The sequence below is a fragment of the Paenibacillus sabuli genome, from assembly GCF_014705605.1.
Lineage (GTDB): Bacteria > Bacillota > Bacilli > Paenibacillales > Paenibacillaceae > Paenibacillus_D > Paenibacillus_D sabuli.
The window spans coordinates 1-21,552 of sequence record NZ_JACXIZ010000069.1 but is presented as its reverse complement, the minus strand read 5'-3'; the positions used below and the strand labels follow the sequence as shown (position 1 = coordinate 21,552).

Below are 21,552 nucleotides of genomic sequence, written 5' to 3'. Positions count from 1 at the left end.
CGACTTGCATGTATTAGGCACGCCGCCAGCGTTCGTCCTGAGCCAGGATCAAACTCTCCATAAAAGTGCACCCGAAGATGCGTTTTATTGAAAGCTTGCATAGCTCATGCTAGCTTTTTAAATCTTATGAATCGACGTGATCCATTTGTTCAGTTTTCAAGGAACTTGTCCGTCATGCGCTCAACATTGAGTCATGACAGTTACTCATAATATCAGCTTCTCATTAGAACGTCAAGCTCTTTTTTTTGATCGGAAGCTGCTGCTTCCATCGCTTGCCGTTTTGCTCACAAAACGTCTTCGGCGGAAAGGACCGCCTTGCCGCCTCGTGCTTCAAAGCCGCAAGAAGTAATGTACCACATCTAGATTAATGACGCAAGCTTTATTTTAAAAAATTGCCGCGGCAAAGCCGCGGCACCTGGAGCTGTCCTCGTCAATCCCCGAGCAACCGCAGAAATTCCTGTTCGTTTTCAATGACTTCGATGCCGAGATCACGCGCCTTGGCAAGCTTGCTGCCGGCATTGTCTCCCGCGACGACGTAATCGGTCTTTTTCGATACGCTGCCGGTTACTTTGGCGCCGAGCGCCTCGAGCCGCTTGGCCGCATCGTCCCGGGTGAGGGCGGACAGCGTGCCGGTCAGGACCACGGTTTTGCCGTGAAACGGACTGTCTTCCCGTACAGCGGCCGGCTGCTCCGGTTCGGCCTTGACCCCGAGCGCACGCAAACGTTCGATGCTCGTCCGAATCGCAGGATCTCGGAAAAACCCGGTAATGCTCTCCGCAACAATTGCCCCGATGTCCGGCAGTTCTACCAGCTCTTCCGCTTCGGCGGCCATGATGCGGTCGAGGTCGCGGTAATGGTTGGCCAAAAGACGCGTCGTCGCCTTCCCCGTGTTCGGAATGCCGAGCGAAAACAAAAACGAAGCGAGATCGCGCGTCTTGGACGCTTCGAATGCATCCAGCAAATTGCGCGCTTTTTTGTCGCCGAAACGCTCCAGCTTGATCAGGTCGTCATACGTCAGCTCGTAAAGATCAGCCGGGTCGTGCACCTCGCATTCCTCATACAACTGCTCCGCCGTCATGACACTGAAGGTCTCGATGTCCATCGCATCGCGCGAGGCAAAGTGGACAATGCGGCCGATGATCTGCGGACGGCAGGCCAGCTTGTTGTTGCAAAACAGATGGGCGCCGCGCTGCTCGAGCTCCGTCCCGCAAGAAGGGCAGGTCGCCGGAATGGCAATCTCCTCTCCTTGCTCGGCTTCGTCCGCCTTGCCCAGAATTTCGGGAATGACATCATTGGAACGACGGATGAAGACATGGGTGCCCAGCGCATGCGTCAGATTTTTGCGGGCAATGTCGCCGGCGTTGTTCAGCGTGCAATTCTGCACCGTGACCCCCGCCAGTTCGACCGGCTCCACCTTGGCCACGGGCGTGATCTTGCCGGTACGCCCCACTTCCCAGCCGACCTCCTTGAGCAAGGTCGTCGCTTCCTCCGATTCGAACTTGTACGCGACCGCCCAGCGCGGAAACTTGTCGGTATACCCCAGCGCCTCGCGCGTGCGCATGTCGACGACCTTGACGACGGCGCCGTCAATCAAGAAGTCCAGCTCCGCCCGCATCAGCGCTACCCGCTCCAGCTCCTGCTGCACCTCTTCGATAGCATCGGAGTAGACCAGATACGGATTAACCTTGAACTGATTGTCCCGGAGAAACTGAATCATTTCGGCGTGATCGGCGAACTCCGCCTCTTCGGCATAGCCGACGTTGTAGATGTAGGCGCTCAGCTTGCGTTCTGCCGTCACCTTCGGGTTGAGATTGCGAAGCGCACCGGCGGCGGCATTGCGGGCGTTTTTGAGCGGCTCGGCCGCAGTGGCATTGTACGCCTGCAGGACGGAAAGATGCATGATGCCCTCGCCTTGGACTTCAATGATTCCATCCTTGTAAGGGATCGTCAGCGGCACGGAACGAATGGTCTTCACTTGGGCCAGAATGCCTTCTCCCACGACACCGTTGCCCCGGGTCGCAGCTTGCACGAGCTCGCCATTCTCATAGGTCAGATTCAAGGTCAAGCCGTCGAATTTGAGCTCAATGACATAGGCGGGGGCGGGCAGCGGCGGCTCGTCCGGATGCTTGGCGTTGTAATCGGCCACGCCCTTCGCCACGCGCTGATGCCACGCGTTCAATGCTTCCGCATGCTGGGCCTTGTCCAGACTCCACAGACGCGCCCGGTGGCGATGCGGCGCAAAGCCTTTGAGCAGTTCTCCCCCGACCCGCTGCGTCGGCGATTGCGGCAAGACAACTCCGCTTTCTTGCTCGAGGCTGACCAGTTCGTCGTAGAGCTTGTCATACTCCCCGTCGCTGATCGTAGGCTTGTCGAGGGTGTAATAATGATAATTGTGCTGATTGATCTCGGCAATCAGCGCTTCCATGCGCCCCAGCTTTTGCTCCATCAAGGACGACCTTCCTCTCTTCCATATAGTGCCGCGATAGTGCCGCGACAGGGCGCCGGCTGATTCATAAAAATGTTGGCTATTCCTATACGAATACCTATACTTTGGTAATCGGGGCGAATCCGGCCAGCAGCCGCTTCAACCCGACCGGTGCCGGGAAGGCAATCTGCAGCTCCATGTCGTTGCCCTCGCCTTTGACGGCGACGATCGTGCCGGTGCCCCACTTGCCGTGCGCCACCTTGTCGCCGGCGGTGAAGCTGCGGTCCCCTCCGCTGCCGGCCGCCGCCGCCGGGGCCGCCGTCGTCACGCGCACGCGTCCCGGGCTGCCAGAGGCAGCAGGCGCGCCGCCCGTTCCCGGGCGCGTCGCATTGCCCTGGTAGCCCAGGCCTCTGCCGCTGGCCGCGGCGGCGCCGTAGCCGCTGCGCACGGCGGAGCGGCCGAGGCCGAGACCGCCCGCGCCGCCGACGTCGCGCTTCAGCTCCTCAGGCACCTCCTGCAAAAACCGCGACGGCGGATTGCTGTTGGTGCGTCCAAACAACGTGCGCATGCGCGCCCCCGTCAAATGAAGCTGACGCTCCGCCCGCGTGATGCCCACATAGGCCAGGCGGCGCTCCTCCTCCAGCTCCTCCTCGTCGGTAAAGGCGCGGCTGTGCGGAAAGACGCCTTCCTCCATGCCGATGATGAACACGCACGGGAACTCCAGCCCCTTGGCGCTATGCATCGTCATCAGCACGACTGCGTCGCCGCCGCCCGGCTCGTCCTCCTTGTCCATCGTATCGATGTCGGCAATGAGCGCCAGATCGGTCAGAAAGGCGATCAGCGACTTGTCCTCGTTGCGCTGCTCGAACTCCTGCGTAACCGAGAGGAATTCGTCGATATTTTCCAGACGCGAGCGCGATTCGATCGTGTTCTCGGCCTGCAGCTCGAGCCGGTACTGAGCCATCTCGAGCATCTTCTCGGTCAGCTCGGTGACCGACAGATATTCGACCATGCCCGAGAGTGCGCGAATCATATCGCGGAATTCAAGCAGCGCCCTGCGCGTTTTGCCGCTCACGTCCACATTGCTGAGCGCGTCATCCAGCGTGCCGAGCACCTCAAAAATCGAGACGCCGCGCGCAGCCGCCTCGGCCGCCAGCTTGGCCATCGTCGTCGCGCCGACCCCGCGCTTGGGGACGTTGACGATGCGCGCGAGACTGATGTCGTCGTCGGGATTGGAGATGAGTCTCAGATAAGCCAGCAGATCCTTGATTTCTTTTCGGTCATAGAATTTGATTCCGCCTACAATTTGATACGGAATGTCCGATTTGATCAAAATCTCCTCGATGACCCGAGACTGCGCATTGGTGCGATAGAGGATGGCATGATCGGCATATTTCTGCCCGGACTCGCGGTTTTTGCGGATTTCGCCGGTGACGTAATAGCCCTCCGCATGCTCGGAATCCGCCATGTAGACGTGAATCGGCTGGCCGCCTTTGCGGTCGGTCCACAGCTTTTTGGGCTTGCGCCCGCCGTTGTTGCCGATGACCGCGTTGGCGGCGTCGAGAATGACCGCGGTCGAGCGGTAATTCTGCTCCAGCAAGATCGTCCGCGCCTCGGGATAGTCCCCTTCGAAGTTCAGAATATTCGTAATGTCGGCGCCGCGCCAGCGGTAGATCGACTGGTCGCTGTCGCCGACGACGCACAGGTTGTGGTGCTTGTCCGCCAGCATGTTGCAGAGCATGTACTGGGCGCGGTTGGTATCCTGGTATTCGTCGACGTGGATATAGCGGAACTTGTTCTGGTAGAATTCCAGCACCTCCGGCACCTCGGTGAAGAGCCGGATCGTCATCATGATCAGATCGTCGAAGTCGAGCGAATTGTTGCTCTTCAGCCGCTTCTGATACGCCTGATAGACATTCGCCACGATCTGCTGATAGTAATCCCCGATTTTGCTCTCGTATTGCTGCGGCGTGAGCAGTTCGTTTTTGGCGCTGCTGATGACGGACAGCACGCCCTTGGGCTCGAATTTCTTCGTATCCAGATTCAGATCCTTCATGCATCCCCGGATGACGGATAGCTGATCGGTCGAGTCCAGGATGGAGAAGTTCGAGGTGTAGCCGATCCGGTCGATATCCTTGCGCAGCAGACGCACGCACATGGAGTGGAAGGTCGAGACCCAGATATCCCGACCGTGCGCGCCGACGAGCGCAGACACCCGCTCCTGCATTTCGCGCGCCGCTTTGTTGGTGAAGGTGATCGCCAGGATGCTCCACGGCGCCACTCGGCGCTTCTCGATCAGGTATGCGATGCGGTGGGTCAGCACGCGCGTCTTGCCGCTGCCGGCCCCGGCCATCAGCAGCAGCGGCCCGTCGGTCGCCTGCACGGCTTCGCGCTGGCGCTCGTTGAGCTTGCGGACCGCTTCGTCGATGTCAATTCGATTCAACATAGTGAACTCCTTTGTTCGCATTTGTTCGCCTTGTCTCAAGTCTAGCGATGGACCGCGGCACTGTCAATCGCTTCAACTCCTCCTTGTCTCTGTGCGCGTGCCTATCCCGCTTAGACCAGCTTGCCTTCGCGCTTGACGCGCTTGACCGCGTCCACGGTATGCAGCGCCGTGCGCCAGTCCGCATAGAGCGCGTTGCCGACGACGACGGTATCCGCCGCCAAGGCGGCTGCGGCAGCCTGCTCCGCATCGGCGATGCCGCCGCCGTAGAACAGGCGCCCCTGCGCCAGCCGCCGGCGGGCGCGGCGCACTCGCTCCATGTCGCCGAAGCGGCCGCTGTACTCGAGATAGATAATGGGCAGTCGCATCAGCCGGTCGGCCACGTCGACATAGGCCAGCGTCCGCTCTTCGTCCAGCTCCGTCTGCGCTTCGGTGACCCGCGCCGCTTCGGCTTCGGCATTGAGGATAATATAGCCCTCCGCGAGCGTGGCTTCCCATGGGATCAATGGACCGTAGCCGAGCACGCCCTCGGCCTGACGCCCGGTGATCCAGGCGCCGCGCTCCGTATTCAACACGAGCGGCACCAGATACAGGTCAAAGCCCGGCACCGCCGCCTCCGGCGTCGAGAGCTCCAGCGCACACGGCACCTCATAGCGCCGCACCCGTGCCAGCAGGTCCACTGTATTGTCATACGTGACGCCGCTAGAGCCGCCGATGACGAGGGCGTCCGTCCCCGATTCACATATGGCCTCCAGCGTTTCGTCGCTTAGCGTCTTGTCCGGATCCAGCTTGAAAACGTGCTCCCAGCCGGCTACTTGCATCGCGGTTGTCATGCGCTTCCACCTTCCGCCTCGTTTCAATTCAATCGTCGGTCGTGTATGTATATAGTATATCATGCCGGCGCGGCGCGAGCCTCGAACGGTGGACCCAAGGAGGTCGAGATTCAATGGAAACGCAATCGAAACGCCCTTATTTCGTATCGGTGTCCGGCAAAGCGGTCGAGAGCGCATCGTCCCACTCCGAGCATCTGGAAATCATGGCGACGCCCAAGGAAGTAGACGAGCTGCAGCTCATGCTGGACCGTCAGCATACCTATGATACGGACACCGTCAAGAACGCCCCGATCCCGTTCAAGTCGGCCGACCACGATCCGGCCAATACCGTCTTCAACGACAAGCTCAAAGAGTTGTACTATACGATCTATCGGCTCGGAACCCCAAAAACGCGGGACCACATTCGCAGTATGGACATACTTGAGGAACTCGAGCACCCGGATTACAACCACCCCGGCTACGAAAAATAAGCATCAGACAAACGGCTCGCGCTGCAAGATAACAGCGCGAGCCGTAATGCGTAATGCGCAGGAAACCGGGAGTGGACGAATCAGCGGACGAGCTGGCCGCGCGTCACGCCGAGCTGATTCGTCGCCTTGAGCCGGCGCCAGACCTGGCTGCCGCTGACACGGCCCTCCAATGCGTCTTGATAGAGCGCCAGCACTTCCGTCACCTTGTCCGGCGTCTCCTCCAAAAATTCGATGCGGAACGAAGGCACGCCGAGCGCGATGAACGTATCCAAATATTCGGCGCCGGATTGCTCAATCGCATTGTACACCGTATTGCGGCAGCCCTCGTCCACCCGCACCGGATGACTCATGCCGATCCGGTCCTGCAAGGAGACGCGGTGCGCCTCGCACGGCCGCCCGCAGTTCGTATAGTCGGTGCCTTCGCTGAGAAAGGTGCAATACACGCAATGCTCGGTATGGAACATCGGCAAATGCTGATGCAGCACAATCTCCATCCGCCGGGCCTGCGCTTGTCGCAGCAGATCGACGACCTGCTGCACGTTGAGATCGTAAGACGGCGTCACGCGCGAGCAGTCTGCCTCCAGAAACAGCTCGACCGCCAGATGATTGGCGATATTGAGCGAGAAGTCGCCGATCAGCTCGGGGAAGCCGCTCTCGCCGGCCGCCTCGGCCTGTGCGCGCGCACGCATGTACGTATACAGCGCGCCGGTATTGCGTACGAGCACGGCGTCCGGGCGCAGCTTGAGAATATGGTTGTGATAGCCTTGCTCGCCGGGCATGTGGATGCGCGGCGTCGCCAGCGCGATGCGCTTGCCGGCGCGGCGCGCGGCCTCCACGGCGGCCGGGTACTGCTTGATGAACTCAAAGTCGGCGTACAGCAGCGCGGCCTCGCTCTGGGCAGCGGCCTCCAGCTGCGGCAACGTGCGGCACAGCGCAGTCAGCTGCGGGACCCGGCGCGCCGGGCCCGGGCTGGCGTCCTGGCGGTCCGGCAGTGCCGGGTCGGCGAGTACGACGCGCTCCCCGGACTGTTCCGGCGACCCGGCCGCGGACCGTTCCTCCGGTGTCGCCAATGGCCGCCCGGCCGCCCCCGGATCCCTGTACGAAGCCGTCTGCTCCGCTGCAGCCGGGAGCGCCTGATCGGCATGCCTCGTGTACACCGGCGGCAGCGGCCGCTGTCCGGCGAGCTGCTCGACTGCGATGCGGCGCAGCCGATTGAGCTCGCGAATCGGCACGATCAGATCGCCCGAGAGCGCCACCTCCAGCTCCTCGAGCTGATAGACCGTGCCGCCCAGCCGGCCGAGCTGCTCGCGCAGCACGTCTTCGTCGAGCGGCCGCTTGAGCGCCTGCTCCAGCTCCAGCTCGGAATCGACGCGCACCGTGACGCCTTTGTCCGCATCGGTCCACCACGTGTGTAGCGGCTGGCCCAGCGCGCCGCTCACCCGCACATGCAGGGGGAACACCCGATACGGCTTGTCTGTCTCATAGATCTGGCGCAGCCGCTTGTCCAGCGCCGGATCGCTGGTCTTCCAGATCCGGTCGCCCGGCTTCACGCGGCTCAGATTGACATCGCTGCGGCCGGGTACAATGTCGAGCACAGTGCCTGGCTGCGCTTCGCCGTCGAGCTTGACGCCCTGGCGCCGCAGGTCGTAGACCCGGCCCCCCTCCTCCGACTGGGTCGGATCGCCCGCGTCGAAGACGATGCCGTCGCCGCGCTTGAGCGGGGCGTCGAGCCGGCAGACGACGGCGTCGCGCAGCACGCGCTCGACGCGGCCCAGGTAGACGCCTCTGCTCTTGGGGAAGGTGCCTTCCACCAGCTGCTTGTTGTTCGTGCCGCGCAGGAAGCCGTGCGTGAAGCCGCGCGAGAAGCTCTGCTGCAGCTCGCGCAGCTCCGCCTCGGACGGGGCCGCGCGGTCGCCTTCGAAGTAACGGTCAATCGCCGCACGATACTTGCCGACCACGTTGGCGACATATTCCGGCCGCTTGAGCCGGCCTTCGATCTTGAACGAGGTGACGCCGGCCTCGATCAGCTCCGGCACGAGCTCCAGCGCCGCCAGATCCTTCGGGGAGAGCAGGTAGGTCACGTCGCCCATCGGCTTGTGCATCCCGTCCACCATCAGGTCGTACGGCAGGCGGCAGGCCTGCGCGCATTCGCCCCGGTTCGCGGAGCGGCCGCCCCACATCTCCGAGGTCAGGCACTGGCCGGAGTAGCTCACGCACAGCGCGCCGTGCACGAATACCTCCATCGGCAGCTTGGCCTGCTCGCCGATCGTCCGAATCTGCTTCAGGTTGTTTTCGCGGCCGAGCACGACACGCTCGATGTCGAACGGCTTGGTGAACTCGACCGCCTCCGGCGAGGTGATCGTCATTTGCGTCGAGCCGTGGATCGGGAAGTCCGGCGACAGCTCGCGGATCAGCTTCACCAGCCCCAGATCCTGCACGATGACCGCGTCGACGCCGGCGTCGATGCAATCCTCGATCAGACCGCGCGCCTCCTCCAGCTCGTTTTCGAATACAAGAATATTGAAGGTCAAGAAGCCCTTGACCCCGTACATGTGCAAATACGCCATAATTTCCGGCAGCTCGTCCTGGCGAAAATTGTTGGCGCGGGCACGCGCATTGAATTTTTCTACGCCGAAAAACACAGCGTCTGCGCCGCTGGCCACCGCCGCCCGCAGACAGTCCCAGTCGCCGGCGGGCGCCAGCAGTTCGATCTCGCGCTTTGTCGTTAATGCCATTGCAAAGCCTCCAAACGGATTCCTATTTATATAAGGTAGCTTACCAAATCCGCAGCATCCGCGCTACCGTCCACGTTTCGGATATGCGTAAAGTTGACCGATTTCTATGCAATCTTGCGCAATTGTGCCGCCTACGGTTTCGTTTCCCAAATTAGACATGCTATAATACGCATTGGAATGCATCATGTACAGCATCACTATATAATTTGCGGGAGGTAGGGAACAAATGAAACTTGGCGTATTTGCAGTCCTTTTGGCCCAAAAGCCGCTGGAAGAAGCACTCGATTATATCAAAGCGCAAGGCCTGGACGCGGTGGAAATCGGCACCGGCGGCTATCCCGGCAACGCGCATTGCAACCCGGAGGCGCTGCTCGCGGACGAGAGCAAACTGAAAGCGTTCAAGCAGGCGGTCGACTCGCGCGGCCTGACGATCAGCGCACTGAGCTGCCACGGCAACCCGCTGCATCCGCAGAAAGCAATCTCCGGTGACCACGACAAGGTGCTGCGTCAAACGATCGAGCTGGCATCCAAGCTTGGCGTGCCGGTTGTCAATACGTTCTCCGGCTGCCCAGGCGATCACGAGGACGCCAAGTATCCGAACTGGCCGGTCGCCCCATGGCCGAACGACTATCAGGAAATTCTGGACTGGCAGTGGACGAACAAGGTCATTCCATATTGGAGCGAGATCGGCAAGCTGGCAACGGAAAGCAACGTCAAAATCGGCCTCGAGCTGCACGGCGGATTCTCGGTGCATACGCCGGCTACGATGCTGCGGCTGCGCGAGGCGGCAGGCGAAGCCATCGGCGCCAACCTCGACCCGAGCCACATGTGGTGGCAAGGCATCGATCCGGTCCAGGCGGTGCAGGTACTGGGCCGCGCCGGCGCGATTCATCACTTCCATGCCAAGGATACGTCGATCGATCCGGTCAACGTGCACAAGCACGGCGTAACCGATATGCAGTCCTACGCCCAAATGCTGGACCGCGCGTGGCAGTTCCGCACCGTCGGCTTCGGCCACGACATGAAGACATGGGCCGACATCATCAGCGCACTGCGTCTGGTCGGCTATGACTACGTCGTCAGCATCGAGCACGAGGACGGTCTGATGTCCGTCGACGAGGGCTTCTCCAAAGCGGTCGAAAACCTCAAGCAGGTCCTCATCCGCGAGCCGCTCGGCGAGATGTGGTGGGTGTAAGCCAAAGACTGACTGTCGTCATCAAGGAAAAAAAGCCCGCTGCGTATCCTTGGGGTCATCCTCAAGGAAACGCCTGCGGGCTTTTCACGAATCCGAATGCCGGCTTACGCCATCCAGATTTTGAAAATCATAATGTAATCGACTACGAGAAACAGGGCCAGCGATACGCCGGCGAACGCAATGGCAAATTTATTTTTACGCGGACGAGCCATCAACAGCCGCACAAAGCCGATGAAAATCAGCAAGGTGAACAGCAGCATGAATATGTCAAATCCGTTGTACTGTCCAATGGAACCGGGACCACCGGACTCAGTAGCCAAAAACATCGGTCGACCTCCCTTTCGCACTTCTCCTATATTACCCTATGTTAGCGCGTTGGCGCGTTCCTTGCAAGTCAGAGCATGGAAGTGTAACAACTTTGTCACGATTGGCTTTCTATAACCCGATCCTTACCTGCGTATAACAATAACTTATAAATGGATTGCATCGCAGCCATTGTCGCTTTTCGCAAAATGTGATACGATTTCATTAATATTCTGAGTGGTTTCGTCGGAATTCATTTGCCGAACATCAAAATCCGGTTCCCCGAGGAGGAATACCCGCAATGGCTTATGAAGCGGTTTGGATGAAGGATCCTTCCAAATTGAATAAAATTGAATTTGCCAAGCATGAGAAAGACGGCCTGGACGTCATACGTACCATTATTGAAGAATACGCGCATAAGGGCTACGACGCCATCGATGCCGACGACATGAACCGCTTCAAGTGGGCTGGCGTCTACGAGCAAAAGCCGAGGGACGGACACTTCATGATGCGCATCCGCATTAACCAGGGGGTCATGACGTCCGAGCAGGCGCGCGGCCTCGCTTCAATCGCGCGTGATTACGGCCGTGGCTTGATCGATGTGACGACGCGGCAGGCCATTCAGTACCATTGGCTGCGCGTCGAGCAACTGCCGGATATCTTCAAGCGCCTGGAGGCGGTCGGACTGTATAGCTTCGAGGCATGCGGCGACTGCCCGCGCACCATCGTCGGCAACCCGCTGGCCGGCATCGACAAGGACGAATTTATGGACACCACGGAGCTCGTGGAGCAGGTCAACGATTATTTCCTGATGAACCGGGATTTCTCGAACCTGCCGCGCAAATATAAAATGTCCATTTCCTCCAGCATTTATAACAATGCCAACGCCGAAATCAACGACCTGGCCTTCGTGCCGGCCACCAAGGTGATCGACGGCGAGGAAGTGCGCGGCTTCCATGCCTATGTCGGCGGCGGACTGTCCGCCAAGCCGCATCTGGCGCAGGAGCTCGATCTGTTCGTACGTCCGGAGGATGTGCTCAAGGTCGCCATCGGCGTCACCACGATCTTCCGCGACTATGGCTATCGCCAGAAGCGCCACCACGCTCGCTTGAAATTCCTCGTCGCCGACTGGGGCGTGGAGAAATTCAAGGCGAAGCTGCTCGAGCTGATCGGCGACATGCCGGATGCCGGCGAGAACAAGATCGTCGGCTGGAAGGGCGTGTACTTCGACGGCGTGCACCCGCAGCGTCAGGAGGGCTACAGCTACATCGGCCTCAACGTGCCGGTCGGCCGCACCAATGCGGAGGAATTCGACCAATTGGCCGAGCTCGCCGATACGTACGGCGACGGCAAGATTCGCACGACGATGACGCAAAACATCATTCTGGCCGGCATCGCCGACGAGAACGTCGAGCGTGTGCTGCAAGCCCCGGTGCTGCAGCGCCTGTCGCCCAAGCCCAAGCACTTCATGAGCCGCACGGTCTCCTGCACGGGCAACGAATTCTGCAACCTGGCCATCGTCGAGACGAAGGAGCGCGCGCGCCGGGTCGCCCAATACCTCGACGATCATGTCGAGCTCGACGAGAAGATCCGCATTCATATGATCGGCTGCCCCAACTCCTGCGGCCAGAAGCATATTGCCGACATCGGTCTTCAGGGCACCCTGGTCAAGACGCCAGACGGAATGGTGGATGCCTTTGACATCGCGGTAGGCGGCATCCTCGGGCCGGACGCCCAGTTCAACAAGGCGCTCAAGGGCCGAGTCAAGGGTGACGAGGTCGGCCCTGTACTGGCCGAGCTCGTCGCGTTCTATAAGGCGGAGCGCACCGACAGCGAGTCGTTCCACCAGTTCGTCCAGCGCGTGGGCGTGCCTGCTTTTCAGGAAAAGCTCACCGAAATTCTGGCTGCAACGGCTTAGCCACATCGGCTTAATCGCCAACGCGGCGCGGCGTATGCGCAGCATGCGGTCTTCGAAACGCTTGCCGTACGTTCGCCAACATACGTCAGCGCTCAAAAACAGTGCCCACAATCGCAATCGGGGCACTGTTTTTTTTATGAATATTTTCCAGTTATATCCTGGCCTCTCCTATTGGCGAATTAGAAAATCATCCGACAACTATGTCTTTACCGGCTTTCCCTGGCTTTGGCGGACAGATTAAAACTGCCACTTTAAAAACGTATCTGGGGGTCATACAAAAAGCCGGCGTCTCACTGGATCCCCCCCTATTTAAGGTGGCGCTTAAGCTCCCAAACTTATTTTTGGATCTTTTCTTCATGGCATGGCTGTGAACGAACATGGTCAGGGATATGAGGCTGCCAGATTATGCGAATCGTGCGCGCAATGAGATTATCCAGTTGAACAATGATTTACGAACATTTTTAAGTAAAAATGAGCAGGGCATTCATCCAATCGAGTAAAAACAAATAGTAAAAAAGGCTACGATGAGCGATTCATCGTAGCCTGGGACCCGCAGAGTCAAGCCTGTACGTAACGCCCCGTCTGAGAGGGACGTGCCGTCTCCTCTCGATTCGTCGCGGCTCTACTCGGCTGCCGCCGCGACGCCTTCCTGCTCGCGCCGCCGCAGCTCTGCCGTACGCGCTTGATCGCGCTCCAGGACCGGCTTCAAATACTGCCCGGTGTACGAGCCTTTGGCCTTCACCACCTGCTCGGGCGTGCCGGTCGCAATGATCGTGCCGCCGCCGCTGCCGCCCTCCGGTCCGAGATCGATCAGATAGTCGGCGGTCTTGATGACATCGAGATTGTGCTCGATGACGAGCACCGACTCGCCCGCATCCACGAGCCGATGCAGCACGACGAGCAGCCGGTCGATGTCGTCGACGTGCAGACCGGTCGTCGGCTCGTCGAGGATGTACAGCGTCTTGCCGGTACTGCGCCGGTACAGCTCCGCCGCCAGCTTGACCCGCTGCGCCTCGCCGCCCGAGAGCGTCGTCGCCGGCTGGCCCAGCTTCATGTAGCCGAGGCCGACGTCGAACAGCGTCTGCATTTTGCGATGAATGCGCGGAATGTTTTTGAAAAATTCCGTTGCGTCCTCAATTGTCATTTCCAATACGTCGGCGATGCTCTTGCCGCGGTACTTCACCTCAAGCGTCTCGCGGTTATATCGCTTGCCCTTGCACACCTCGCACGGCACGTACACGTCGGGCAGGAAGTGCATCTCGATCTTGATGATGCCGTCTCCGCGGCACGCCTCGCAGCGTCCGCCTTTGACGTTGAAGCTGAAGCGTCCCTTCTTGTAGCCCCGCACCTTGGATTCGTTGGTCCCGGCGAACACGTCGCGGATGTCGTCGAATACGCCGGTATAGGTGGCCGGGTTGGAGCGCGGCGTGCGTCCGATCGGCGACTGATCGATGTCGACGACCTTCTCCAGATGCTCGATCCCGCGCAGCTCCTTGTGGGTGCCAGGGCGCTTTTTGGCTTTGTTGAGATCGCGCGCGAGCGCCTTGTACAGAATCTCGTTGATCAGCGTCGACTTGCCCGATCCCGATACGCCGGTCACGGCCGTGAATACGCCGATCGGAATCTTGGCGTTCAGGCTGCGCAGGTTGTTCTCCCTGGCGCCGCGGATCTCCAGCCAGCGCCCGTCCGTCTGGCGGCGCTGCTCCGGCACGGGGATGAAGCGGCGGCCGCTCAGGTACTGCCCGGTCAGGGAGCCCTCGTGGGCCATGACCTCCTGCGGCGTACCCTGCGCCACGACCTCGCCGCCGTGAATGCCGGCGCCAGGCCCGATGTCGATCAGATAATCGGCGGCCAGCATCGTATCCTCGTCGTGCTCGACGACGATCAGCGTATTGCCGAGATTGCGCATATGCTCCAGCGTCTGAATGAGCCGGTCGTTGTCCCGCTGATGCAAGCCGATGCTCGGCTCGTCAAGAATATAGAGCACGCCCATCAAGCTCGAGCCGATCTGGGTCGCCAGCCGGATGCGCTGCGCCTCGCCGCCCGAGAGCGTCCCGGCGGCGCGGCTGAGCGTCAGGTAGGCGAGTCCGACATTGACGAGGAAGCCGAGTCGGCTATTGATCTCGCGCAGGATCAGATGCGCGATCGTACGATCCTTGTCACTGAGCGCAAGTCCGTCGAAAAACTGCTGCGCCGAGCCGATCGACAGCGCCGTGACGTGGGCAATGTTCTCGCCGCCGACGGTGACCGCCAGGCTCTCCTTGCGCAGCCGGTCGCCCTTGCAGGTGCCGCAGGGCTTGGCGCTCATGTATTGCTCGATGTATTCGCGGATGCCGTCGGAGGCCGTATCGCGATAGCGCCGCTCCAGGTTCGGCACGATGCCCTCGAACGGCACCAGCGCCTCCTTGGTGTGGCCGAAGTCATTCTGGTAGCGGAACCGTATCCGCTCCCCGCCCGTGCCGTAGAGCAGCTTCTTCATCTGCTCCGCAGTGAGCTCGCCGACCGGCTTGTCCCGAGGAATCTTGTAATGCCGACACACCGATTCGAGAAATTGCGGATAATAGTTCGACGTGCTGCCCGCCCAGGCCTCGAACGCGCCTTCCGCAATCGTCTTGGTCTGATCGGGGACGAGCAGCTCGGGATCGACGATCATCCTCGAGCCCAGGCCGTCGCAGGTCGGGCACGCGCCGAACGGACTGTTGAAGGAGAACATGCGCGGCGCCAGCTCGTCGATGCTGAAGCCGCATTCCGGGCAGGCGAGCCGGGAGCTGAACATCAGCTCCTCCTGGTCCATGACGTCGACGATGACCTGACCGTCGGACAGCTTGAGCGCCGTCTCCAGCGAGTCGGCCAGCCGGGTCTGCACATCGGGCTTGACGACGATCCGGTCGACGACGACCTCGATGCTGTGCTTTTTGTTCTTCTCCAGCTCGATCTGCTCGCTCAGCTCCCGCAGCTCGCCGTCGACGCGCACGCGCACGAAGCCTTGCTTGGAGATGTCGGCCAGCAGCTTGGCATGCTCGCCCTTGCGCCCGGAGACGATCGGCGCAAGGATCTGCAGCCGCGTGCGCTCCGGATACGTCAGGATGCGGTCCACCATCTGCTCCACGGTCTGCGAAGTGATCGGCAGGCCATGCTCCGGACAATGCGGTTTGCCGACCCTGGCGAACAGCAGCCGCAAGTAATCGTAGATCTCGGTCACGGTACCGACGGTCGATCTCGGGTTGCGGCTCGTCGTTTTTTGGTCGATGGAGATGGCGGGCGACAGGCCGTCGATCGAATCGACGTCCGGCTTTTCCATCTGGCCGAGGAATTGGCGCGCATAGGCGGAGAGCGACTCCACGTAGCGGCGCTGGCCTTCGGCGTAGATCGTATCAAAAGCAAGCGACGATTTGCCGGAGCCGCTCAGCCCGGTCAGCACGACGAATTTGTCGCGCGGAATCGTCACGTCGATATTTTTGAGATTGTGGGCGCGCGCGCCCTTCACCACGATATGTTCGGTTGCCACTCGCGTTTCCTCCCTTTGAAGCGCAGTGAAGCACTTTTCTTCACTACGCTTCCGCCTTAAGTTCCATCAGCGCATCGCGCAGCTCGGCCGCCCGCTCGAATTGCAGATTTTTGGCCGCTTCCTTCATCTCCGCCTCGAGGCGGCCGATCAGCGACTGGCGGTCTTTTTTGGACATTTTGCCGAGTCCGCCCTCCGGCAGGTACTCCGCCTTTTGCTCGGCCACCTTGGTCGCTTCGATGACGTCGTAGATGCGCTTGCGGATCGTCTGCGGCGTGACGCCGTGACGCTCGTTGTAAGCCATCTGTATCTCGCGACGGCGCTGTGTCTCCTTCATCGCGTTGTCCATTGAATCGGTAATCTTGTCCCCGTACATGACGACGCGGCCCTCGCTATTGCGCGCAGCCCGGCCGATCGTCTGAATCAGCGAGCGCTCCGAACGCAGGAAGCCTTCCTTGTCGGCGTCGAGGATCGCCACCAGCGACACCTCCGGCAGATCGAGTCCCTCGCGCAGCAGGTTGATGCCGACCAGCACGTGGAAGACGCCCATCCGCAGATCGCGCAGGATCGCCATGCGCTCCAGCGTCTTGATGTCCGAGTGCAGGTAGCGCACCTTGATGCCGACTTCCTTGAGATAGTCGGTCAGGTCCTCGGACATCTTCTTGGTCAGCGTCGTCACCAGCACGCGCTCGTCCTTGGCCACCCGGCTGTTGATCTCGCCGAGCAGATCGTCGATCTGCCCCTTGGTCGGACGCAGCTCGATGATCGGGTCGAGCAGTCCCGTCGGACGGATAATCTGCTGCACCATCTCCGGGCAATGCTCCAGCTCGTACGGACCCGGCGTCGCCGAGACGTAGACAATCTGATTGATCTTGGACTCGAACTCCTCGAACCGCAGCGGCCGGTTGTCCATCGCCGAGGGCAGGCGAAAGCCGTGATTGACGAGCACTTCCTTGCGCGCCCGGTCGCCGTTGTACATCGCGCGAATCTGCGGCAGCGTGACATGCGACTCGTCGACGACGATCAGCATGTCGTCGGGGAAAAAATCGAGCAGCGTGTACGGCGTCGCGCCGCGCTCGCGGAAGGTCAGCGGTCCGGAGTAATTCTCGATGCCGGAGCAAAAGCCCATTTCCTGCATCATCTCGATGTCGTAACGGGTACGCTGCTCCAGCCGCTGCGCCTCCAGCAGCTTGTCCTGGGCGCGCAGCTCGGCGAGCCTCTCCTCGAGCTCGGCCTCGATATTGACCAGCGCCCGCTTCATCGTATCCTCCTGGGTGACAAAGTGAGAGGCCGGGAAAATCGCGATATGATCGCGCTGCCCGACAATCTCGCCCGTCAGCACGTCAATCTCGGTAATGCGGTCGATCTCGTCGCCGAACAGCTCGACCCGCACGGCGCGCTCATTGTTGCCGACGGGAAAAATTTCAACGACATCGCCGCGCACGCGAAATGTGCCGCGCGTGAAGTTGATGTCATTGCGCTGATATTGAATGTCGACCAGCTTGTGCAAAATCGCGTTGCGCGGCTTCTCCATGCCGACCCGCAGCGAGAGCACCATGTCCTTGTACTCGCGCGGCGAGCCCAGACCGTAGATACACGAGACGCTGGCGACGATGATGACGTCGCGCCGCTCGAACAGCGCGCTCGTCGCGGAGTGGCGCAGCTTGTCGATCTCGTCGTTGATGCTGGAGTCCTTCTCGATATACGTATCCGAGGAAGGAATATACGCCTCCGGCTGGTAATAGTCGTAGTAGCTGACGAAGTACTCGACCGCATTGTCCGGAAACAGCTCCTTGAACTCGCTGCAAAGCTGGGCGGCCAGCGTCTTGTTATGCGCGATGACAAGCGTCGGCCGTCCCAGCCTGGCGATGACGTTGGCCATCGTATAAGTTTTGCCGGTGCCGGTCGCGCCGAGCAGCGTCTGATGCACCCGCCCCTGCCGCGTGCCCTCGACCAAGGCCTCGATTGCGGCGGGCTGGTCGCCCTGCGGCGCGTATTCCGACTTTAGCTCAAAGGCTTTCGCGGCCACTTCGATTTCGCTCATACCCCGTCCCCTCTCCGCTGGTATCGCACGATATGATAAAAGGCCTATTCAAAGTTATACCCGAATTACCCGATAAAATAGACAGGCGCTTAAAAAACAGGCCCGATTGGTTAGAATTGCCGTGCTATCCGCCGTCGGTGGTAAGAATATGTGTTCCCATCGCTATATTATACTGCTTTTACCAGCCGGTTGCAATCGGTGGATATTCCCTCTTTTTGCGCGGCCGATATTGGATTTTGCTACGGGAGGTTTCGTTTTTGCGAAGATTGGATCGTACGACCGCGGTCGGCCTTGCCGCCGGGCTGCTTGCGCTGATCGGAGGTTTTCTGCTGGAGGGCGGGCACTTGGAGGGCCTAGTCGAATATACCGCCCTGCTCATCGTGTTCGGCGGCACCTTCGCCGCCGTGACCGTCAGCTTTCCGTGGACCAAGCTGAGGGGCATTCCCGATGCGCTTCGCTTTGCTTTTCGCCTTGAGACACGCCATCCTGCGGAGCTGGTCGATCAGCTGGTGGAAATGGCGACAGTTGCGCGCAGGGAAGGCGTGCTGGCGCTGGAGCGGCAGGCACTCGATCATCCGGATCCGTTTTTGCGATCCGGCCTGCTCATGGTCGTGGACGGCACCGACCCGGAGCTGACACGGCAAATTATGGAGCTGGAGATGGATGCGGCGGAGCAGCACCGCCAGCAGCAAGCCGCAATTTTCGAAGCGGCCGGCGGCTACGCGCCGACGATGGGGATCATCGGCACGGTGATGGGGCTGATTCACGTATTGGGAAATCTCGAGGACCCGGGCGCGCTCGGCCCTTCGATCGCCGTCGCCTTCACGGCGACGCTGTATGGCGTGGCCAGCGCCAATATTTTGTACCTGCCGCTAGCCATGAAGATCAAATCGCGCCAGGAGGAGCAGGCGCTCGTGCTGGAGATGCTGGTCGAGGGCGTCCTGGCCGTGCAGGCCGGGCACAATCCGCAGCTCATTCGCAAAAAACTGTCCTCCTACCTGCCGTTTCAGCCGGAATCGCCGCGCTCGCGCGGAGAAAGGGAGGATGCCGATGCGGCGCAGGCGTAGAACGGGCGCGCGGCAGTCCGCCGACAAGCAGGAGCGCTGGCTGATTACCTACTCGGACCTGATTACGCTGCTGCTCATTTTTTTCGTCGTGTTGTATGCGATGAGTCAGCTCGACGCGCGCAAGTACGAAACGCTGGCCCAGTCGCTGCAATTCGAATTCCGCTATGCGGGCACGCCGCTGGAGGGCGGCGCCGGCGTCCTGGACGGTCAACCCGCCTCCCGATCGAACGACGCGGCGCAGCCGGAGCGCGAGGTGACGGCGGAGGCCGCCGCACAGGTACAAGAGCGCGAGCTGCAGGACTTGCTGCGCATTATTGAGGACTACATCCGCGCCCAGCAATTGGAGCAGCAGATTACCGTTGCGGATACGCCGCGCGGCATCGCGATTCGGCTCAATGATTTGTTTTTATTCGATCTCGGCCGCGCCGATCTCAAGCAGGCGGCGCAGCCGGTGCTGCGCAAGCTGGCGAGTCTGTTCGAGCAGCTGCCCAACACGATAAGCATCGAGGGACATACCGACAACTTGCCGCTCCAGCGCGGCAGCTCGTTCCAGGACAACTGGGAGCTGTCCGCCGCGCGCGCACTGTCGGTGCTGCGCTATTATGTCGATACGGCCGGGCTGGCGCCGGAGCGCTTCGAGCTGGCCGGCTATGCCGATACGCGGCCGGTCGCGTCCAATGCCGATCCGGAGGGGCGGCAGCAGAATCGAAGGGTCGAAATTACGGTGCTGCGCCCGGCCCAAGCCAAATAGCTGGCGGCGCGTCCTGGCGGTGTGCATTCTGGCCGTATGCGCGTCGTTCTGGCGGCGTGCGCGTCCTGCTAGTCCTTCACAGTCTACGCTTCCTCTGCCGCGGCCGGCACGATTACTTCGATGTGCCTGGGCAGTACGCGCAAGCGAATCGGGAGCGGCGGTCCGGTCTCGCCGTCAACGTTGGTGCGCAGCGCCGAGGGGGAGTCGATTTCCACGTAATCAGACGTGAAGGCGATGACATCCTTGTGCTCCTCCAGACTGCCCAGCAGCAGCGACAGGCTGGCCGTCATGGTCGTGAACAGACTGAGATCCTTGAAAATATAGCCGTGGAGCAGACCATCGTCTACCTCCGCCCCCGGGGCCAGGCGCTCGAAGCCGCCTACCGAATTGGTCAATGCGGCAATGAACAGCGGGCACTCGCCTTCCCAGACCTGATCGTTGTACCGAATGGTCATCGGTTGGGCATGGGAGCCGACCAATTCCTTAACCCCCTCCTTAAGATAAGCAAATACACCTAAACGTGACTTCTCCTCGGAAGTCACCTGCGCCAGTGATTCGGGCAGGGTCCCGGCAGCCACCACATTGGCGAACAGCTCCTCGTTGAGCCGGCCCAAATCCACGCGCCGGGTATGCGGCGAGTTCAAAGCGGCAATGGCTTCGTCCGGGTCAAGCGGGATGCGCAGCGCACGTGCAAAATCGTTGACGGTGCCGAGCGGCACCACGCCCAGCCGCGGGCGATGCTCGCGGTCCACCAGACCGTTGATCGTCTCGTGCAGCGTTCCGTCGCCGCCGATGGAAACGACCGTCTCATACCGCCCCTCGCAGGCCGCAATGCAGTAACGGGTCGCATCCAGCGGCTCGGCCGTTTCCTCGACCTTGACGCGGTAACCGGCCGCCTCCAACACCTCGCTCACACTGTTGACGTACTCCAGCGCATTCGCCTTGCCGGAAGACGGGTTGACAATAATCATCGCTTGCTTCATCACACAGGCCCCTCTCTCGCACGGCCTCGCCGTGCTCCTGGTTATATATTAACCAAAGGCAGGCCGTTCGGCGTCACTAGGCCGACCGTTCGGCGTCATTTTTTTGCGCGGTCAGGCGGCGCTTGTGTCATACATCGGATTCGTCAGGGCTCGTTCGGGCTTGCCCAGGCTCATCGGGCCCCTCACGCCTCTACAACACACATGAGGCACAATCGGCGTTGTAACGGTCATATCTGTCCGTTGCAGATCGCAACATGCCAGATTTACTTCTATACCGACCGCCCTACACAAATATTCCGGCTCCCGGAAACTTGACACCTCCCATAACCGGGCTATCAACTGCTGGACGAACGTGCTTCGGTAGGAGGAACAAGGCCGTAACAAGGCCGCCGCCGAAGCGGATTCCGCTGGGTAGCCTCACATTTTGCGCTTATTTCCGCCGCCGGAGCGGATTCCGCTGAGTAGCCTCACATTTTGCGCTTATTTCTGCCGCCGGAGCGGATTCCGCTGAGTAGCCTCACATTTTACGCTTATTTCTGCCGCCGGAGCGGATTCCGCTGAGTAGCCTCACATTTTACGCTTATTTCCGCCGCCGAAGCGGATTCCGCTGGGTAGCCTCACATTTTGCGCTTATTTCCGCCGCCGGAGCGGATTCCGCTGAGTAGCCTCACATTTTACGCTTATTTCCGCCGCCGAAGCGGATTCCGCTGGGTAGCCTCACATTTTGCGCTTATTTCCGCCGCCGGAGCGGATTCCGCTGAGTAGCCTCACATTTTGCGCTTATTTCTGCCGCCGAAGCGGATTCCGCTGGGTAGCCTCACATTTTGCGCTTATTTCCGCCGCCGGAGCGGATTCCGCTGAGTAGCCTCACATTTTACGC

At 60.6% G+C, this 21,552-nt stretch carries 13 protein-coding genes and 1 rRNA gene; 5 read left to right on the top strand and 9 right to left on the bottom strand.

Annotated elements, in window-relative coordinates; genetic code table 11:
• The 4 genes from IDH44_RS25200 to IDH44_RS25185 form a co-directional block, all read right to left on the bottom strand.
• A 16S ribosomal RNA gene (locus IDH44_RS25200) occupies window positions 1-64 on the bottom strand; the annotation flags it as partial.
• Between the two features lie 366 nt (window positions 65-430).
• Window positions 431-2,446, bottom strand: a complete 2,016-nt coding sequence (gene ligA, locus IDH44_RS25195) for an NAD-dependent DNA ligase LigA (RefSeq protein ID WP_190921589.1) — start codon at window positions 2,444-2,446, stop codon at window positions 431-433.
• Between the two features lie 97 nt (window positions 2,447-2,543).
• Window positions 2,544-4,868 carry a DNA helicase PcrA gene (gene pcrA, locus IDH44_RS25190; RefSeq protein WP_223870024.1) on the bottom strand — a complete coding sequence of 775 codons (2,325 nt, stop codon included), beginning with the start codon at window positions 4,866-4,868 and terminating at the stop codon, window positions 2,544-2,546.
• Between the two features lie 113 nt (window positions 4,869-4,981).
• Window positions 4,982-5,701, bottom strand: a complete 720-nt coding sequence (locus IDH44_RS25185; RefSeq protein WP_223870023.1) for a heptaprenylglyceryl phosphate synthase — start codon at window positions 5,699-5,701, stop codon at window positions 4,982-4,984.
• A 113-nt stretch (window positions 5,702-5,814) separates the two neighbouring features.
• On the opposite strand from IDH44_RS25185, the gene IDH44_RS25180 reads away from it, so the two are divergent.
• A complete protein-coding gene (locus tag IDH44_RS25180; protein ID WP_190921587.1) occupies window positions 5,815-6,171 on the top strand; it encodes a hypothetical protein in 357 nt (118 codons plus the stop codon).
• An 80-nt stretch (window positions 6,172-6,251) separates the two neighbouring features.
• Here IDH44_RS25180 and IDH44_RS25175 read toward each other — a convergent pair whose 3' ends face one another.
• The gene (locus IDH44_RS25175) at window positions 6,252-8,906 is read right to left on the bottom strand and encodes a U32 family peptidase (RefSeq protein WP_190921586.1); all 2,655 of its coding nucleotides are present in this window, start codon (window positions 8,904-8,906) and stop codon (window positions 6,252-6,254) included.
• 226 nt (window positions 8,907-9,132) lie between these two features.
• On the opposite strand from IDH44_RS25175, the gene IDH44_RS25170 reads away from it, so the two are divergent.
• Window positions 9,133-10,101 (top strand): sugar phosphate isomerase/epimerase family protein, encoded by a 969-nt coding sequence (locus IDH44_RS25170; protein WP_190921585.1) that lies wholly within the window; start codon window positions 9,133-9,135, stop codon window positions 10,099-10,101.
• A 104-nt stretch (window positions 10,102-10,205) separates the two neighbouring features.
• On the opposite strand, the gene IDH44_RS25165 is transcribed toward IDH44_RS25170, so the two are convergent.
• A complete protein-coding gene (locus tag IDH44_RS25165; RefSeq protein WP_190921584.1) occupies window positions 10,206-10,427 on the bottom strand; it encodes a hypothetical protein in 222 nt (73 codons plus the stop codon).
• 278 nt (window positions 10,428-10,705) lie between these two features.
• On the opposite strand from IDH44_RS25165, the gene IDH44_RS25160 reads away from it, so the two are divergent.
• On the top strand, window positions 10,706-12,322 hold the full coding sequence (locus IDH44_RS25160; protein WP_190921583.1) for a nitrite/sulfite reductase: 1,617 nt from the start codon (window positions 10,706-10,708) through the stop codon (window positions 12,320-12,322).
• A gap of 622 nt (window positions 12,323-12,944) precedes the next feature.
• On the opposite strand, the gene uvrA is transcribed toward IDH44_RS25160, so the two are convergent.
• Both uvrA and uvrB read right to left on the bottom strand, forming a co-directional pair.
• Entirely contained in the window at window positions 12,945-15,830 is a 2,886-nt protein-coding gene (uvrA, locus tag IDH44_RS25155; protein WP_190921582.1) for an excinuclease ABC subunit UvrA, read from the bottom strand.
• 43 nt (window positions 15,831-15,873) lie between these two features.
• Window positions 15,874-17,871: an excinuclease ABC subunit UvrB gene (gene uvrB, locus IDH44_RS25150; protein ID WP_190921581.1), complete on the bottom strand. Its 1,998-nt coding sequence runs from the start codon at window positions 17,869-17,871 to the stop codon at window positions 15,874-15,876.
• 266 nt (window positions 17,872-18,137) lie between these two features.
• Between uvrB and IDH44_RS25145 the strand changes: the two genes are divergently transcribed.
• Window positions 18,138-18,938, top strand: coding sequence for a flagellar motor protein (locus IDH44_RS25145; protein WP_190921590.1), 801 nt, complete (start codon window positions 18,138-18,140; stop codon window positions 18,936-18,938).
• A complete protein-coding gene (locus IDH44_RS25140; protein ID WP_190921580.1) occupies window positions 18,922-19,689 on the top strand; it encodes a flagellar motor protein MotB in 768 nt (255 codons plus the stop codon). Before IDH44_RS25145 ends, IDH44_RS25140 begins: the two co-directional genes overlap by 17 nt.
• Window positions 19,690-19,772: 83 nt before the next feature.
• Here the strand turns inward: IDH44_RS25140 and IDH44_RS25135 are convergent, their stop codons facing one another.
• Window positions 19,773-20,672, bottom strand: coding sequence for a diacylglycerol/lipid kinase family protein (locus IDH44_RS25135; protein ID WP_190921579.1), 900 nt, complete (start codon window positions 20,670-20,672; stop codon window positions 19,773-19,775).
• Between the last annotated feature and the right edge of the window lie 880 nt (window positions 20,673-21,552).

What these genes read in the sequence shown, in the direction of transcription:
- IDH44_RS25170 (WP_190921585.1), top strand. Translation starts at nt 9,133, where the DNA reads ATGAAACTTGGCGTATTTGCAGTCCTTTTGGCCCAAAAGCCGCTGGAA.
- IDH44_RS25180 (WP_190921587.1), top strand. Translation starts at nt 5,815, where the DNA reads ATGGAAACGCAATCGAAACGCCCTTATTTCGTATCGGTGTCCGGCAAA.
- IDH44_RS25140 (WP_190921580.1), top strand. Translation starts at nt 18,922, where the DNA reads ATGCGGCGCAGGCGTAGAACGGGCGCGCGGCAGTCCGCCGACAAGCAG.
- IDH44_RS25175 (WP_190921586.1), bottom strand. Translation starts at nt 8,906, where the DNA reads ATGGCATTAACGACAAAGCGCGAGATCGAACTGCTGGCGCCCGCCGGC.
- IDH44_RS25135 (WP_190921579.1), bottom strand. Translation starts at nt 20,672, where the DNA reads ATGAAGCAAGCGATGATTATTGTCAACCCGTCTTCCGGCAAGGCGAAT.
- ligA (WP_190921589.1), bottom strand. Translation starts at nt 2,446, where the DNA reads ATGGAGCAAAAGCTGGGGCGCATGGAAGCGCTGATTGCCGAGATCAAT.
- IDH44_RS25185 (WP_223870023.1), bottom strand. Translation starts at nt 5,701, where the DNA reads ATGACAACCGCGATGCAAGTAGCCGGCTGGGAGCACGTTTTCAAGCTG.
- uvrB (WP_190921581.1), bottom strand. Translation starts at nt 17,871, where the DNA reads ATGAGCGAAATCGAAGTGGCCGCGAAAGCCTTTGAGCTAAAGTCGGAA.
- IDH44_RS25165 (WP_190921584.1), bottom strand. Translation starts at nt 10,427, where the DNA reads ATGTTTTTGGCTACTGAGTCCGGTGGTCCCGGTTCCATTGGACAGTAC.
- IDH44_RS25160 (WP_190921583.1), top strand. Translation starts at nt 10,706, where the DNA reads ATGGCTTATGAAGCGGTTTGGATGAAGGATCCTTCCAAATTGAATAAA.